The sequence below is a fragment of the Mycobacterium tuberculosis complex sp. N0072 genome, assembly GCF_030323725.1.
GTDB classification, from domain to species: Bacteria; Actinomycetota; Actinomycetes; order Mycobacteriales; family Mycobacteriaceae; genus Mycobacterium; species Mycobacterium tuberculosis.
This window is the reverse complement of record NZ_CP040689.1, coordinates 2,795,906-2,812,717: the sequence shown is the minus strand read 5'-3', so window position 1 is coordinate 2,812,717 and position 16,812 is coordinate 2,795,906. Positions and strand designations below refer to the sequence as shown.

Genomic DNA, 16,812 nt, shown 5'->3' with positions numbered 1-16,812 from the left:
AAACCCTCGAGGCTGGTAGGCGCTACCTGTGTTGAGCGGCAGCCAAGCGAGCGGCGAACTCGGGCGACTGGACCGATTTCGCCTGCGGCCCAAGTTCTAAGCGTTTGGCGAGTTCGTGTTGCTCAAGGTCCAGCGATCCGGGGCTGGCTGTGGCGCGCATGGTGGCTTTGCTCGCCAGCACGACCTCGCGCGGGGCGGCTGCGGGCCCGGCGGCCAGCTCCAGCGCCGCGGTGACGGGATCGTCGGCAACCATTAGCGCCAAGCCGTGCCGCACAGCGGATTCGGCGTCGAAGCACATGCCGAACAATAAGGCCGCACGGGCGACCTGCGGACCCACCGCTCGCTGCAGCATCCAGGTTGCGCCGCCACCTGGATGCAGTCCCAGCTTTTGGAAGCGGGCGTCGAACAATGCGGCCGGTCCGGCGATGCGCACATCGGCGGCCAACGCCAGATTGAGTCCGGCGCCCACAGCCGCGCCGTTGACCGCGGCGATGGTGGGCAGATTACAACTACTGACGGCCATGAAACCGTCGTAGAGCCGTAACAATCTCGGCTCGGCTGGATCGCCGACCCCGGCGCCCAGCGCACTCAGGTCGGCCCCGGCGCAGAAGGCCTTGCCCGCCCCGGTCACGACTACGGCGTGTACGTCGGGGTCGCCTTCGGCGCGTTGGATCGCCGCACGCAACTGCGCCGACATCTCGTCGGTGACGGCGTTCCGTCGGTCCGGGTCGTTGACCGTGATGAGCGCAACGTGCTTGTCGACGCTGAGCAAGACCGGGTCGTATTGGGCCATCGGGCACCTCCGTGGTTTGAGTTTGAAGGCGACTCTGGGCGTCGACCCATAACGAGGCGGTGTCAAGCCACGCCACCATGCTGACCTGCTATTTCCACAGTGCCCCCGGCACGACTCGAACGTGCGACCTAGGGATTAGAAGGCCCTTGCTCTATCCACCTGAGCTACGGAGGCGATGCGCAGGTCAGTTTATCTAACGGTGGCCGTCGAGGAATTTTTCCAGACGCCACACGCGCGAAAGGTCTACCGCCACGTCAATTATTGGTTATTGTGTGATCCTCGACACACGTACAAAACCGGCTGGCAACCAGCCGTTTACCGCAACGATGCGTGTGCCTGACGTCGAGGGGTGGGCTTTGTTATGCACATCGCCAGCGTGACTTCGCGGTGCTCGCGGGCCGGCGCCGAGGCATTGCGCCAGGGAGCGCAGCTGGCGGCCGACGCCAGAGACACCTGCCGGGCCGGCGCCCTGCTGCTGCGTGGATCACCGTGCGCCATCGGTTGGGTCGCAGGATGGTTGTCCGCGGAGTTTCCGGCCCGCGTCGTCACCGGCCACGCGCTGTCCCGCATATCACCACGCTCGATCGGCCGGTTTGGCACCAGCTGGGCGGCGCAGCGGGCGGATCAAATCCTGCACGCGGCGCTCGTGGACGCTTTCGGCCCGGATTTCCGTGACCTAGTGTGGCATCCGACCGGCGAACAGTCAGAGGCTGCCCGGCGCAGCGGGCTGCTGAACCTACCGCACATTCCCGGACCCCATCGCCGCTATGCGGCCCAGACCTCCGACATCCCGTACGGGCCCGGCGGCCGCGAGAATCTACTCGACATCTGGCGGCGTCCCGATTTAGCGCCCGGCCGCCGGGCTCCGGTCCTCATCCAGGTCCCGGGCGGGGCGTGGACCATCAACGGCAAACGCCCTCAGGCTTACCCGTTGATGAGCCGGATGGTGGAACTCGGCTGGATCTGTGTGTCGATCAACTACAGCAAGAGCCCACGGTGCACGTGGCCGGCGCACATTGTGGACGTGAAGAGGGCGATTGCGTGGGTTCGCGAGAACATCGCCGACTATGGCGGCGATCCGGATTTCATCACGATCACCGGCGGGTCCGCCGGTGCGCACCTGGCCGCGTTGGCCGCGCTTTCGGCGAATGATCCGGCGCTGCAGCCGGGCTTCGAAAGCGCCGACACGGCGGTACAAGCCGCGGCGCCCTACTACGGCGTCTACGACCTCACCAACGCCGAGAATATGCACGAAATGATGATGCCGTTCCTGGAGCACTTCGTGATGCGTAGCCGCTACGTCGACAACCCGGGGCTGTTCAAGGCGGCGTCGCCGATTTCGTACGTCCACAGCGAGGCTCCGCCGTTCTTCGTGTTGCACGGTGAGAAGGATCCGATGGTGCCGAGCGCGCAATCTCGCGCCTTCAGCGCGGCGCTGCGCGACGCGGGTGCCGCGACGGTGTCCTACGCTGAGCTCCCCAACGCCCACCACGCGTTCGACCTCGCCGCCACGGTCCGATCGCGGATGGTCGCCGAAGCGGTCTCGGACTTCTTGGGTGTGATCTACGGGCGACGGATGGGTGCTCGCAAGGGTTCGCTGGCGCTGTCGTCACCTCCGGCCAGCTGAGCTTGGCCGTTCCAACTCGGCTGCCCAACACGAGGTTTCGTCGGTCGTGGCCGCGGCATCGGTGCTGCGGGTGGATCATGGCCCGCATCGGCTTTCACCACCGCGTCATCGCGACTAGCGTTGTGTTGGCACTGTGGTGCGTGGCGGTGGCGGGTTTGAAGCAGGAGGTCTGATCGGCGGTGACAGAGTTTGTGCGTCGAGTTGCCCAACCCGCGCGGGGTCGTGGCCATGGCTGAGTCCGGCGAGTCCCCCAGGTTGTCCGACGAGCTTGGGCCGGTCGACTATTTGATGCATCGGGGCGAGGCAAATCCGCGGACTCGTTCGGGGATCATGGCGCTGGAATTGCTGGACGGCACGCCGGACTGGGATCGCTTCCGGACCCGATTCGAAAACGCCTCGCGACGGGTGTTGCGGCTGCGGCAGAAGGTGGTGGTGCCGACCTTGCCGACCGCGGCCCCGCGCTGGGTGGTGGATCCGGACTTCAATCTGGACTTCCATGTGCGTCGGGTGCGTGTGTCCGGACCCGCCACGTTGCGCGAAGTGCTCGATCTCGCCGAGGTGATTCTGCAGTCGCCGCTGGACATATCGCGCCCGCTGTGGACGGCCACCCTGGTGGAGGGTATGGCTGACGGCAGAGCGGCGATGCTGCTGCACGTCAGCCATGCGGTCACCGACGGTGTCGGCGGCGTGGAGATGTTCGCGCAGATCTATGACCTCGAGCGCGATCCACCACCTAGGTCGACGCCGCCGCAACCCATTCCGGAGGATCTGTCCCCCAATGACCTGATGCGCCGGGGCATCAACCACCTGCCAATTGCTGTCGTCGGCGGTGTCCTGGACGCGCTGTCCGGGGCGGTATCGATGGCCGGGCGGGCTGTTCTGGAACCGGTGTCCACCGTGTCGGGGATCTTGGGCTACGCCAGGTCGGGCATCCGGGTGCTGAACCGAGCTGCTGAACCCTCACCCCTACTGCGCCGGCGCAGCCTGACCACCCGTACCGAGGCCATCGACATCCGGCTCGCCGACCTGCACAAGGCCGCAAAGGCCGGCGGCGGGTCGATCAACGACGCCTACCTTGCGGGTCTGTGTGGCGCGCTGCGCCGCTACCACGAGGCCCTGGGCGTGCCGATCAGCACGCTGCCGATGGCGGTGCCGGTCAACCTGCGGGCCGAGGGCGATGCGGCCGGCGGCAACCAGTTCACCGGTGTCAACCTGGCGGCGCCGGTGGGCACTATCGATCCGGTGGCCCGGATGAAGAAGATCCGGGCGCAGATGACCCAGCGTCGCGACGAGCCCGCGATGAACATCATCGGTTCCATTGCACCGGTGCTGAGTGTCTTGCCGACGGCCGTGCTGGAGGGGATCACCGGTTCGGTGATCGGTTCCGATGTGCAAGCCAGCAATGTTCCGGTCTACCCAGGGGATACCTACCTTGCCGGCGCGAAGATACTGCGGCAGTACGGTAATGGACCGTTGCCCGGTGTGGCGATGATGGTAGTGCTAATTTCCCGGGGCGGGTGGTGCACCGTCACGGTGCGCTACGACAGGGCGTCGGTGCGAAACGACGAGTTGTTCGCTCAATGCCTGCAGGCGGGTTTCGACGAAATCCTTGCGCTGGCCGGTGATCCGGCACCGCGTGTGCTGCCGGCGTCGTTCGATACTCAAGGAGCCGGTTCAGTGCCTCGATCGGTGTCGGGCTCATGAGCGCCGCTGACGAGCAGGGGGAAGAGCGGGCGACGCGGAAGTCGGCGCCGGATTTGCGCCTACCCGGTTCGGTAGCCGAGATTCTGGCCAGTCCTGCCGGCCCGAAGGTCGGTGCGTTTTTCGACCTGGACGGCACGCTGGTCGCCGGCTTCACGGCCGTCATCCTCACCCAGGAGAGGCTGCGGCGCCGCGATATGGGCGTGGGCGAGCTGCTCGGTATGGTTCAGGCCGGCCTGAATCACACGCTCGGGCGAATCGAGTTCGAAGACCTTATCGGAAAGGCCGCCGCGGCGCTGGCCGGGCGGCTCTTGACCGACCTGGAAGAAATCGGCGAGCGGCTATTCGCCCAGCGGATCGAGTCCCGGATCTACCCGGAAATGCGGGAACTGGTCCGGGCTCACGTGGCCCGCGGCCACACCGTGGTCCTCAGCTCGTCGGCGCTGACCATCCAAGTTGGCCCAGTCGCACGTTGTCTGGGGATCAACAACATGCTCACCAACAAGTTCGAGACCAACGAGGACGGGATACTCACCGGGGGTGTGCTGAAGCCAATTTTGTGGGGTCCGGGCAAAGCCACTGCGGTGCAACGCTTTGCGGCCGAGCACGACATCGATCTCAAAGACAGTTACTTCTATGCCGACGGTGACGAGGACGTCGCCCTGATGTATCTGGTGGGCAATCCGCGACCGACCAATCCGGAAGGAAAGATGGCCGCGGTCGCCAAGCGACGGGGCTGGCCGATCTTGAAGTTCAACAGTCGCGGCGGTGTGGGCATCCGGCGGCAGTTGCGGACACTTGCCGGTCTGAGCACCATCGTCCCGGTCGCGGCCGGCGCGGTAGGGATCGGTGTGCTGACCGGTAGCCGGCGCCGCGGCGTGAATTTCTTTACCTCCACCTTCTCTCAGCTGCTGCTGGCGACCAGCGGCGTGCACCTGAATGTGATCGGAAAAGAGAATCTGACCGCCCAGCGGCCCGCCGTCTTTATCTTCAACCACCGCAACCAGGTTGACCCGGTCATTGCCGGTGCGCTGGTGCGCGACAACTGGGTTGGGGTGGGCAAGAAGGAACTGGCGAGCGACCCGATCATGGGCACGCTGGGGAAGTTGCTGGACGGTGTGTTCATCGACCGTGATGATCCGGTCGCCGCGGTGGAGACACTGCACACGGTTGAGGAGCGCGCCCGCAATGGACTATCGATCGTGATCGCTCCCGAAGGTACCCGGTTGGATACCACCGAAGTCGGGTCATTCAAGAAGGGGCCCTTCCGTATCGCCATGGCCGCGAAGATCCCGATCGTGCCGATCGTGATCCGCAATGCGGAGATCGTCGCCTCGCGCAACTCCACCACGATCAATCCTGGCACGGTCGACGTCGCGGTGTTTCCGCCGATTCCGGTCGATGACTGGACCCTGGACGCCCTGCCGGATCGTATCGCCGAGGTGCGCCAGCTGTATCTGGACACGCTGGCGGACTGGCCGGTCGATGGGTTGCCCGCGGTCGATCTGTACGCCGAGCAGAAGGCCGCCAGAAAAGCCAGGGCTCAGGTCGCCAAGGCCACCGCGAAAAGGGTGCCGGCTAAGAAGGCTCCCGCCAAAAGCGCCGCCAATAAAGGCGCGGCCGCGACGAAGGCGGCTACAAAGAAGGCATCGCCGAAGGCCAAACCCAGCGAATCTAAGATCGCTGGCAAGGATGGTGAGGCCTCCGCATCGCCAAGCTCTAGCGCCAAAGGACGGTCGTGACCAAACCGGCGGCCGATGCCAGCGCGGTGCTTACTGCCGAGGACACACTGGTGCTGGCTTCCACGGCGACGCCGGTCGAGATGGAGCTGATCATGGGCTGGCTGGGCCAGCAGCGTGCACGCCATCCGGACTCGAAGTTCGACATATTGAAGCTGCCACCGCGCAACGCTCCGCCGGCGGCGCTGACGGCACTGGTCGAGCAGCTCGAGCCCGGCTTCGCATCCAGCCCGCAATCTGGCGAGGACCGTTCTATCGTGCCGGTTCGGGTGATCTGGCTGCCTCCCGCCGATCGCAGCCGGGCGGGCAAGGTGGCAGCACTGCTCCCGGGTCGGGATCCCTACCATCCCAGCCAGCGTCAGCAGCGTCGCATCCTGCGTACCGATCCCAGGCGCGCGCGGGTGGTGGCCGGCGAGTCGGCCAAGGTGTCCGAACTGCGCCAGCAGTGGCGCGATACCACGGTGGCAGAGCACAAGCGCGATTTCGCCCAGTTCGTCAGCCGCCGAGCGCTGTTGGCGCTGGCGCGCGCCGAATATCGGATCCTTGGACCGCAATACAAATCTCCCCGGCTGGTGAAGCCGGAGATGTTGGCGTCCGCACGATTTCGTGCCGGCCTGGACCGGATTCCGGGCGCCACGGTCGAAGATGCCGGGAAGATGCTCGACGAACTCTCCACCGGATGGAGCCAGGTGTCGGTAGACCTGGTTTCCGTCCTCGGCAGGCTGGCTAGCCGCGGCTTCGATCCGGAATTCGACTACGACGAGTATCAGGTCGCGGCGATGCGCGCCGCACTGGAGGCTCATCCGGCGGTCCTGCTGTTCTCGCACCGGTCCTACATCGACGGCGTGGTGGTACCGGTGGCCATGCAGGACAACCGGTTACCGCCGGTGCACATGTTCGGCGGCATCAACCTGTCGTTCGGTCTCATGGGACCCCTCATGCGGCGCTCGGGGATGATCTTCATCCGGCGCAATATCGGCAACGACCCACTGTATAAGTACGTGCTCAAGGAGTACGTGGGCTACGTGGTCGAGAAGCGGTTCAACCTGAGCTGGTCCATCGAAGGCACCCGGTCGCGCACCGGAAAGATGTTGCCGCCCAAGCTCGGTTTGATGAGCTACGTGGCCGATGCTTACCTGGACGGCCGCAGTGACGACATCCTGCTGCAGGGGGTTTCGATTTGCTTCGATCAGCTGCACGAGATCACCGAATACGCCGCCTACGCGCGTGGCGCGGAGAAGACGCCCGAAGGTTTGCGCTGGCTCTACAACTTCATCAAGGCGCAGGGGGAACACAACTTCGGCAAGATCTACGTTCGCTTCCCCGAAGCGGTCTCGATGCGCCAGTACCTCGGCGCACCGCACGGCGAGCTGACCCAGGATCCGGCCGCGAAACGGCTTGCGTTGCAGAAGATGTCGTTCGAGGTGGCCTGGAGGATTTTGCAGGCGACGCCGGTGACCGCGACGGGTTTGGTGTCCGCACTGCTGCTCACCACCCGCGGCACCGCGTTGACGCTCGACCAGCTGCACCACACGTTGCAGGACTCACTGGACTATCTGGAACGCAAACAATCGCCGGTTTCGACAAGCGCATTGCGACTGCGCTCGCGCGAAGGCGTCCGTGCGGCGGCGGACGCGTTGTCCAACGGCCACCCGGTCACTCGGGTCGACAGTGGCCGGGAGCCGGTATGGTACATAGCGCCTGACGACGAGCACGCCGCGGCGTTCTACCGGAACTCGGTGATCCATGCGTTTTTGGAGACCTCGATCGTCGAGCTCGCGCTGGCCCATGCCAAGCACGCCGAAGGTGACCGCGTCGCCGCGTTCTGGGCCCAGGCGATGCGGTTGCGGGATCTGCTGAAGTTCGACTTCTATTTCGCGGATTCCACGGCGTTTCGGGCCAACATCGCCCAAGAGATGGCCTGGCACCAAGACTGGGAGGATCATCTTGGCGTCGGGGGCAATGAGATCGACGCGATGCTGTATGCCAAACGGCCGCTGATGTCGGACGCGATGTTGCGGGTCTTCTTCGAAGCCTATGAGATCGTTGCCGACGTGTTGCGCGATGCTCCGCCTGACATCGGTCCTGAGGAGTTGACGGAGCTGGCGCTCGGCCTCGGCCGTCAGTTTGTGGCACAGGGCCGGGTCCGCAGCAGCGAACCGGTATCGACGCTGCTGTTCGCCACTGCACGCCAGGTCGCCGTCGATCAGGAGCTGATAGCGCCGGCGGCCGACCTCGCCGAACGTAGGGTCGCCTTCCGGCGGGAGTTACGAAACATTCTGCGGGATTTCGACTATGTCGAGCAGATCGCGCGCAACCAGTTCGTCGCCCGCGAGTTCAAAGCGCGTCAAGGACGCGACCGAATCTAAGAACGTGTTGGGGGCGTGGCGTTGCGTAGACGCCATGAGCCAGACGGCTGGCCATTTTCCCAGCGCTCAGAAAAACCGAATGCGGTGCGCCATGCCGTCAGATGCAGCGCCGTGAGCGCCGCCGCGAGCACGGCGAACGGCACCCCAGTGAACTGGGTCAGTGGGCGCGTGACGCGCGCAATGGGCGTACACCGCCAGACTCGTGGCGGCGTCGCGAGTGTCCATGCCGACTCGCTGCGGGGTGCGGTTCTTGTCCACGGGCAGCTGAGGAACTCGATCCCCATCAGCGCCAACGTCCCCGCCAGCGGCGCTAACACGAAGTCGTCTATAGCTCACTAGCTGTCGTGAAGCCCTGCTCGCCCTGGGTGCCGGGCGACTTGTCCGCCGCGATCGGCTAGACGCCGAGGTGCGTTGGCGCCGCATCCGGCGCCGGCAGTGGAGCCTGCGGGCCCGACCAACCTATTTCCGGAGTGGGAGGCGCGGGCGCTTGCAATTGGCAGCCCGTAGCGAAAACCACGTACAACCCAGTAACTATCGCGCCGAGCAGCCAGGTTAGCAGCGTCCGTGGGTTCCTTGTCTTCATTGTCGTCGCCCCTTCGATGGCAGGTTGTCGTGGCCCGTACGTCGCCATGGTTCGAAGAATCACGGTCATTGGGATGTTATCGCCGTCACCCTGCCCCATTGGACCGTTTTGTGAATACTGAGCGAGGTTTCGGTCTGGTTCCCAGGTTTGCAGGCCAAGCGGCCAATTAATTGGTTAATCCACAGTTACCGCTTCATTCACAGGATTGCGCGCGGCGACGGTCTCATCCCGGCAAATGTCGGTGTGGCCGAGGTGAATAGCACTCGGCATATGCGTGGGCAGTTCGCGGAATCACCCGGTGCCAACGCAACTGTGCCAACGCAACTAGGAAAGGAATGAGCAAATGTTCGAAACGCCACTGACCGTGGTCGGTCACATCGTCAACGATTTGCAGCGCCGCAAAGTCGGTGATCAAGAGGTCGTCAAGTTCCGGGTGGCCAGCAATTCGCGCCGGCGCACCAGCGACGGCGGTTGGGAGCCCGGCAACTCGCTGTTTATCACCGTCAATTGCTGGGGAAGGCTGGTCACCGGGGTGGGCGCAGCATTGGGCAAGGGCGCACCGGTGATTGTGGTGGGACACGTGTACACCAGTGAATATGAGGACCGGGACGGCATTCGTCGCTCGTCGCTGGAGATGCGGGCGACGTCGGTAGGGCCGGATTTGTCGCGCGTGATCGTGCGCATCGAAAAGCCGGCCTACACCGGTCCAAGCGCCGGTGATCTCCCGGCCGCCACGGGGACCGGGGCGGCCGGTGCCGCCGACGCCCCAGCGTCGGCAGCCGACTCGGTTTCCGATGTCGTGGTCGACGACGCCATCACTGGCCACAACCCCCTGCCCATATCGGCTTAGGGGTCGCCTCGATGCTGCCCCGGCGGTGCCTAGGATGGTTCGCGAGGTAACCCGAAGGACCAGAAAGGCAACACCGCGGCATGGCTGAGTTCATCTACACGATGAAGAAGGTCCGCAAGGCGCACGGCGATAAGGTGATCCTCGACGACGTGACGTTGAGTTTCTATCCGGGCGCCAAGATCGGTGTCGTCGGCCCCAACGGGGCCGGTAAGTCGAGCGTCTTGCGGATCATGGCCGGTTTGGACAAGCCGAACAACGGCGATGCCTTCCTGGCCACCGGCGCCACCGTGGGCATCCTGCAACAGGAACCGCCGCTGAACGAGGACAAGACCGTTCGCGGCAATGTGGAAGAGGGCATGGGGGACATCAAGATCAAGCTCGACCGCTTCAACGAGGTCGCCGAATTGATGGCCACCGACTACACCGACGAGCTGATGGAAGAGATGGGTCGGCTGCAAGAGGAACTGGACCACGCCGACGCGTGGGACCTCGACGCGGAGCTCGAGCAGGCCATGGATGCGCTGCGCTGTCCGCCGGCCGACGAGCCGGTAACCAACCTATCCGGTGGCGAGCGTCGCCGGGTGGCGCTGTGCAAACTGCTGTTGTCCAAACCCGACCTGTTGTTGCTCGACGAGCCGACCAACCACCTAGACGCGGAAAGTGTGCAGTGGCTCGAACAGCATCTGGCCAGCTACCCCGGTGCGATCCTGGCGGTCACCCACGACCGTTACTTCCTGGACAACGTCGCGGAATGGATCCTGGAGCTCGATCGTGGCCGCGCCTACCCCTATGAGGGCAACTACTCGACCTATCTGGAGAAAAAAGCCGAGCGGCTCGCGGTGCAAGGCCGCAAGGACGCGAAGCTGCAAAAGCGGTTGACCGAGGAGTTGGCTTGGGTCCGGTCCGGGGCCAAGGCGCGCCAGGCCAAAAGCAAGGCGCGCCTGCAGCGCTACGAGGAGATGGCAGCCGAGGCGGAGAAGACCCGCAAGCTCGACTTCGAGGAGATTCAGATCCCGGTCGGGCCCCGCCTAGGCAACGTGGTGGTTGAGGTCGACCACCTCGATAAGGGCTACGACGGGCGCGCCCTGATCAAGGACCTGTCGTTCAGCTTGCCCCGCAATGGCATCGTCGGCGTCATTGGGCCCAACGGGGTAGGCAAGACCACACTGTTCAAAACCATCGTCGGGCTCGAGACACCGGACAGCGGCAGCGTCAAGGTCGGCGAGACCGTCAAGCTGAGTTACGTGGACCAGGCCCGTGCTGGCATCGATCCGCGGAAGACCGTCTGGGAGGTTGTCTCGGACGGTCTGGACTATATCCAGGTCGGTCAAACCGAAGTGCCGTCACGGGCCTACGTGTCGGCATTCGGGTTTAAGGGACCGGACCAGCAAAAACCGGCCGGTGTGCTATCCGGCGGGGAGCGCAACAGGCTCAACCTTGCGTTGACGCTCAAACAGGGCGGCAACCTGATTCTGCTCGACGAACCGACGAACGACCTGGATGTCGAGACTCTGGGTTCGCTGGAGAATGCTCTGCTGAACTTCCCCGGCTGCGCCGTGGTGATTTCGCACGATCGCTGGTTTCTTGACCGCACGTGCACGCACATCCTGGCGTGGGAGGGTGACGACGACAACGAGGCGAAGTGGTTCTGGTTCGAGGGCAACTTCGGCGCCTACGAGGAGAACAAGGTGGAACGGCTCGGTGTCGACGCCGCTCGACCGCATAGGGTCACCCACCGCAAGCTGACGCGCGGCTAATGTTAGCTTCGCCCACGCCCCGTGACGATGCGTCCGGAACGCCGCACCCAGGAGCGGGAAAATTGAATCGAGCGGTACCCGTCGTGAGTTGGGAGCAATCGGCATGACGATCGATCCCGGGGCTAAGCAGGATGTTGAGGCGTGGACCACGTTCACCGCGAGTGCGGACATTCCTGACTGGATCTCGAAGGCCTACATCGACAGCTATCGAGGACCGCGCGACGACTCGTCGGAAGCCACCAAGGCCGCCGAGGCCAGTTGGCTTCCAGCCTCCCTGCTGACGCCCGCCATGCTGGGCGCACATTATCGGCTTGGCCGGCACCGCGCGGCCGGTGAAAGCTGTGTCGCCGTCTATCGGGCGGACGATCCCGCGGGGTTCGGTCCGGCGCTGCAGGTGGTCGCCGAGCACGGCGGCATGCTGATGGATTCCGTTACGGTGCTGCTGCACCGGCTTGGAATCGCCTACGCGGCGATTCTGACCCCGGTGTTCGACGTGCACCGCAGCCCCACGGGAGAGCTGCTGCGCATCGAACCGAAGGCCGAGGGCACGTCGCCGCACCTGGGTGAGGCCTGGATGCACGTAGCGCTCTCGCCCGCCGTTGATCACAAAGGCCTCGCCGAGGTGGAGCGGTTGCTGCCCAAGGTGCTGGCCGACGTCCAGCGGGTGGCCACCGACGCCACAGCGCTGATCGCCACCCTGAGCGAGCTGGCGGGAGAAGTCGAATCCAATGCCGGCGGCCGATTTTCCGCGCCCGACCGACAAGACGTCGGGGAACTGTTGCGTTGGCTGGGTGACGGGAACTTCCTGCTGCTGGGCTACCAACGGTGCCGGGTGGCTGACGGGATGGTCTACGGCGAGGGGTCAAGCGGTATGGGCGTCCTGCGGGGCCGCACCGGTTCGCGTCCCCGGCTGACCGACGACGACAAACTGCTGGTGTTGGCCCAAGCGCGGGTCGGCAGCTACCTGCGTTACGGCGCCTATCCCTATGCCATCGCGGTCCGCGAATACGTCGACGGCAGCGTGGTCGAGCACCGCTTCGTCGGGCTCTTCAGCGTCGCGGCCATGAATGCGGACGTGCTGGAGATCCCGACGATCTCGCGCCGGGTCCGCGAGGCGCTGGCGATGGCCGAAAGCGATCCCAGCCACCCAGGCCAATTGCTGCTCGACGTCATCCAGACCGTCCCGCGACCGGAGCTGTTCACCCTGAGCGCGCAGCGCCTGCTGACCATGGCCAGGGCCGTGGTGGACTTGGGATCGCAACGGCAGGCGTTGTTGTTCCTGCGCGCGGATCGGTTGCAGTACTTCGTGTCGTGCCTGGTCTACATGCCCCGAGATCGCTACACCACCGCCGTGCGCATGCAATTCGAGGACATCCTTGTCCGCGAGTTCGGGGGAACACGACTGGAGTTCACCGCTCGGGTCAGTGAATCACCTTGGGCACTCATGCATTTCATGGTGCGGCTACCCGAAGTGGGTGTGGCAGGAGAAGGGGCGGCCGCCCCGCCGGTGGACGTTTCCGAAGCCAACCGGATCCGGATCCAGGGTCTGCTGACCGAAGCCGCGCGAACCTGGGCCGACCGTTTGATCGGCGCGGCGGCGGCGGCTGGCTCCGTCGGACAGGCCGACGCTATGCATTACGCTGCCGCCTTCTCCGAGGCCTACAAACAGGCCGTCACCCCGGCCGATGCCATTGGCGACATTGCGGTCATCACGGAGCTGACCGACGATTCGGTCAAGCTGGTGTTTTCCGAACGCGACGAGCAGGGTGTCGCCCAGTTGACCTGGTTCCTCGGTGGGCGCACCGCTTCGCTGAGCCAGCTGCTGCCGATGCTGCAAAGCATGGGAGTCGTGGTGCTCGAAGAGCGACCGTTCTCCGTCACCCGGCCGGACGGTCTGCCGGTCTGGATCTATCAGTTCAAGATCTCGCCGCATCCCACGATCCCGTTGGCCCCGACGGTTGCCGAGCGGGCCGCGACCGCGCACCGATTCGCCGAGGCGGTGACCGCGATCTGGCACGGCCGGGTCGAAATCGACCGATTCAACGAGCTGGTGATGCGTGCCGGGCTGACTTGGCAGCAGGTCGTGCTGCTCCGTGCCTACGCGAAGTACCTGCGCCAGGCGGGCTTCCCGTACAGCCAGTCCTACATTGAATCGGTGCTCAACGAGCACCCTGCTACCGTTCGGTCTTTGGTCGATCTGTTCGAAGCGCTTTTCGTTCCGGTGCCGTCGGGGTCGGCGAGCAATCGCGATGCCCAAGCGGCCGCTGCCGCTGTCGCCGCGGACATCGACGCGCTGGTGAGCCTGGACACCGACCGGATCCTGCGCGCCTTCGCGTCGTTGGTTCAGGCCACGTTGCGCACCAATTACTTTGTGACACGCCAGGGTTCGGCCCGCTGCCGTGATGTATTGGCGCTGAAACTCAATGCCCAGTTGATCGACGAACTTCCGCTGCCGCGTCCCCGGTACGAGATTTTTGTGTATTCGCCCCGCGTCGAAGGCGTGCATCTGAGGTTCGGCCCAGTTGCGCGTGGCGGGTTGCGCTGGTCGGACCGCCGTGACGATTTCCGAACCGAGATTCTCGGATTGGTCAAGGCGCAAGCGGTGAAGAACGCCGTCATCGTGCCGGTCGGGGCCAAGGGCGGGTTCGTGGTCAAGCGTCCCCCGCTGCCCACCGGCGACCCCGCCGCCGACCGCGACGCCACCCGCGCCGAAGGGGTCGCCTGCTATCAGCTGTTCATCTCCGGGTTGCTCGATGTCACCGACAACGTCGATCATGCGACCGCAAGCGTCAACCCCCCGCCCGAGGTGGTGCGACGTGACGGCGACGACGCCTACTTGGTAGTGGCCGCCGACAAAGGTACTGCCACCTTTTCCGATATCGCCAACGATGTCGCCAAGTCCTATGGGTTCTGGCTGGGCGACGCGTTCGCCTCGGGCGGATCGGTGGGCTACGACCACAAGGCCATGGGCATCACCGCCCGGGGGGCCTGGGAGGCCGTAAAACGGCATTTCCGAGAGATCGGGATCGACACCCAGACCCAGGATTTCACCGTCGTGGGAATCGGCGACATGAGCGGCGACGTATTCGGCAACGGCATGTTGCTGAGCAAGCACATCCGGCTGATCGCCGCCTTCGACCACCGCCACATCTTCCTCGACCCCAACCCCGATGCCGCGGTGTCGTGGGCCGAACGCCGGCGGATGTTCGAGTTGCCCCGGTCCAGCTGGGGCGACTATGACAGGTCTCTGATCAGCGAGGGCGGCGGGGTGTACAGCCGCGAACAGAAAGCCATCCCGCTCAGCGCGCAGGTCCGCGCCGTCCTCGGCATCGACGGCTCAGTTGACGGGGGGGCCGCCGAGATGGCCCCGCCCAACCTTATTCGGGCGATTCTGCGGGCGCCGGTGGACCTGCTGTTCAACGGCGGCATCGGCACTTACATCAAGGCCGAGTCAGAGTCGGATGCTGATGTCGGCGATCGCGCCAACGATCCGGTGCGAGTCAACGCGAATCAAGTGCGCGCCAAGGTCATTGGCGAAGGTGGCAATCTCGGAGTGACGGCGTTGGGCCGTGTCGAATTCGATCTGTCCGGCGGCCGGATCAACACCGACGCGCTGGACAACTCCGCCGGCGTGGACTGCTCGGACCACGAGGTCAACATCAAGATCCTGATCGACTCGCTGGTGAGCGCCGGCACGGTCAAAGCCGACGAACGCACACAGCTGCTCGAGTCAATGACCGACGAGGTAGCGCAACTGGTGCTCGCCGACAACGAAGATCAGAACGACTTGATGGGCACCAGTCGCGCCAACGCGGCCAGCCTGCTGCCGGTGCACGCAATGCAGATCAAGTATTTGGTGGCTGAGCGCGGGGTCAACCGCGAATTGGAAGCGCTGCCGTCGGAGAAGGAGATTGCCCGGCGCTCCGAGGCCGGCATCGGGCTCACCTCGCCCGAACTCGCCACGCTGATGGCGCACGTCAAGCTGGGGCTCAAAGAGGAGGTGCTAGCCACCGAACTACCGGATCAGGATGTCTTCGCTTCCAGGTTGCCTCGTTATTTCCCGACGGCGCTGCGCGAACGGTTCACCCCGGAGATCCGTTCCCACCAGCTGCGCCGCGAGATCGTCACCACCATGCTGATCAACGATCTGGTGGATACCGCCGGCATCACCTATGCGTTCCGGATCGCCGAAGACGTTGGTGTCACGCCGATCGATGCCGTGCGCACCTATGTCGCCACCGATGCCATCTTCGGTGTCGGTCACATTTGGCGCCGGATCCGTGCGGCGAACCTGCCAATCGCGCTGTCAGACAGGTTGACGCTGGACACCCGTCGGCTGATCGACCGTGCCGGACGCTGGCTGCTCAACTACCGTCCGCAGCCCTTGGCCGTCGGCGCCGAGATCAACCGATTCGCGGCCATGGTCAAGGCACTGACACCGCGCATGTCGGAGTGGTTGCGTGGTGATGACAAGGCCATCGTCGAAAAGACAGCTGCGGAATTCGCATCGCAGGGTGTGCCTGAAGACTTGGCCTACCGTGTCTCGACCGGCCTGTACCGGTACAGCCTGCTCGACATCATCGACATCGCCGACATCGCCGACATCGACGCCGCCGAGGTCGCTGACACCTATTTCGCCCTGATGGACCGGCTGGGCACCGATGGCCTGCTGACCGCGGTATCCCAGCTGCCCCGACACGACCGCTGGCATTCGTTGGCGCGCTTGGCGATTCGCGACGATATTTACGGTGCGCTACGGTCGTTGTGTTTCGACGTGCTGGCCGTGGGGGAACCCGGCGAGAGTAGCGAGCAAAAGATCGCCGAGTGGGAACACCTCAGCGCCTCCCGGGTGGCGCGGGCACGTCGGACACTCGACGACATCCGTGCCAGCGGCCAGAAGGATCTGGCGACGTTGTCGGTCGCCGCGCGGCAGATCCGCCGCATGACACGGACAAGCGGGCGAGGAATCTCGGGGTGAGCGTCGGGTTCGTCACGCCGGTGGGGGTGCGCTGGTCTGACATCGACATGTATCAGCACGTCAACCACGCCACCATGGTCACGATTCTCGAAGAGGCACGGGTCCCGTTTCTTAAGGATGCTTTCGGAGCCGACATCACGTCCACCGGGCTGCTGATCGCCGATGTCCGGGTGACCTACAAGGGTCAACTGCGGTTGTCCGACTCGCCGCTACAGGTGACGATCTGGACCAAGCGGCTGCGGGCGGTCGACTTCACGCTCGGGTACGAGGTGCGGTCGGTCAACGCGGAGCCAGACTCGAGGCCTGCGGTCATCGCCGAGTCGCAGCTGGCCGCGTTCCATATCGAGGAACAGCGGTTGGTTCGACTATCGCCACACCATCGCGAGTACCTGCAACGGTGGTTTCGGGGATAGGC

At 64.8% G+C, this 16,812-nt stretch carries 10 protein-coding genes and 1 tRNA gene; 9 read left to right on the top strand and 2 right to left on the bottom strand.

The genetic code is table 11. The features are described 5' to 3' along the window. Positions 1 to 22: 22 nt before the first annotated feature. Positions 23 to 793 (bottom strand): enoyl-CoA hydratase, encoded by a 771-nt coding sequence (locus FF952_RS13205; protein ID WP_003412728.1) that lies wholly within the window; start codon positions 791 to 793, stop codon positions 23 to 25. Positions 794 to 893: 100 nt separating this feature from the next. After that, a tRNA-Arg gene (locus tag FF952_RS13200) sits at positions 894 to 967 on the bottom strand. A gap of 187 nt (positions 968 to 1,154) precedes the next feature. Between FF952_RS13200 and lipQ the strand changes: the two genes are divergently transcribed. The 9 genes from lipQ to FF952_RS13155 all read left to right on the top strand — a co-directional run bounded on the left by lipQ (position 1,155) and on the right by FF952_RS13155 (position 16,810). Next, positions 1,155 to 2,420 (top strand): esterase LipQ, encoded by a 1,266-nt coding sequence (gene lipQ / locus FF952_RS13195; RefSeq protein ID WP_003412725.1) that lies wholly within the window; start codon positions 1,155 to 1,157, stop codon positions 2,418 to 2,420. Between the two features lie 228 nt (positions 2,421 to 2,648). Beyond that, on the top strand, positions 2,649 to 4,124 hold the full coding sequence (locus FF952_RS13190; protein ID WP_003904849.1) for a WS/DGAT/MGAT family O-acyltransferase: 1,476 nt from the start codon (positions 2,649 to 2,651) through the stop codon (positions 4,122 to 4,124). Beyond that, complete coding sequence (locus tag FF952_RS13185; protein WP_031656826.1) at positions 4,121 to 5,863, top strand: HAD-IB family hydrolase/lysophospholipid acyltransferase family protein; 1,743 nt, start codon at positions 4,121 to 4,123, stop codon at positions 5,861 to 5,863. The genes FF952_RS13190 and FF952_RS13185 overlap by 4 nt, the downstream gene beginning before the upstream one ends. After that, the gene (locus FF952_RS13180; RefSeq protein WP_003904848.1) at positions 5,860 to 8,229 is read left to right on the top strand and encodes a glycerol-3-phosphate 1-O-acyltransferase; all 2,370 of its coding nucleotides are present in this window, start codon (positions 5,860 to 5,862) and stop codon (positions 8,227 to 8,229) included. The genes FF952_RS13185 and FF952_RS13180 overlap by 4 nt, the downstream gene beginning before the upstream one ends. Positions 8,230 to 8,244: 15 nt before the next feature. Continuing rightward, entirely contained in the window at positions 8,245 to 8,568 is a 324-nt protein-coding gene (locus FF952_RS13175; RefSeq protein ID WP_003902275.1) for a hypothetical protein, read from the top strand. A 587-nt stretch (positions 8,569 to 9,155) separates the two neighbouring features. Beyond that, positions 9,156 to 9,662 (top strand): single-stranded DNA-binding protein, encoded by a 507-nt coding sequence (locus tag FF952_RS13170; RefSeq protein WP_003900529.1) that lies wholly within the window; start codon positions 9,156 to 9,158, stop codon positions 9,660 to 9,662. Positions 9,663 to 9,742: 80 nt separating this feature from the next. Beyond that, complete coding sequence (ettA, locus tag FF952_RS13165) at positions 9,743 to 11,419, top strand: energy-dependent translational throttle protein EttA (RefSeq protein ID WP_031680796.1); 1,677 nt, start codon at positions 9,743 to 9,745, stop codon at positions 11,417 to 11,419. 103 nt (positions 11,420 to 11,522) lie between these two features. Continuing rightward, positions 11,523 to 16,397 (top strand): NAD-glutamate dehydrogenase, encoded by a 4,875-nt coding sequence (locus FF952_RS13160; protein ID WP_003899340.1) that lies wholly within the window; start codon positions 11,523 to 11,525, stop codon positions 16,395 to 16,397. Next, positions 16,394 to 16,810, top strand: a complete 417-nt coding sequence (locus FF952_RS13155; RefSeq protein ID WP_003412703.1) for an acyl-CoA thioesterase — start codon at positions 16,394 to 16,396, stop codon at positions 16,808 to 16,810. The genes FF952_RS13160 and FF952_RS13155 overlap by 4 nt, the downstream gene beginning before the upstream one ends. Positions 16,811 to 16,812 lie beyond the last annotated feature (2 nt).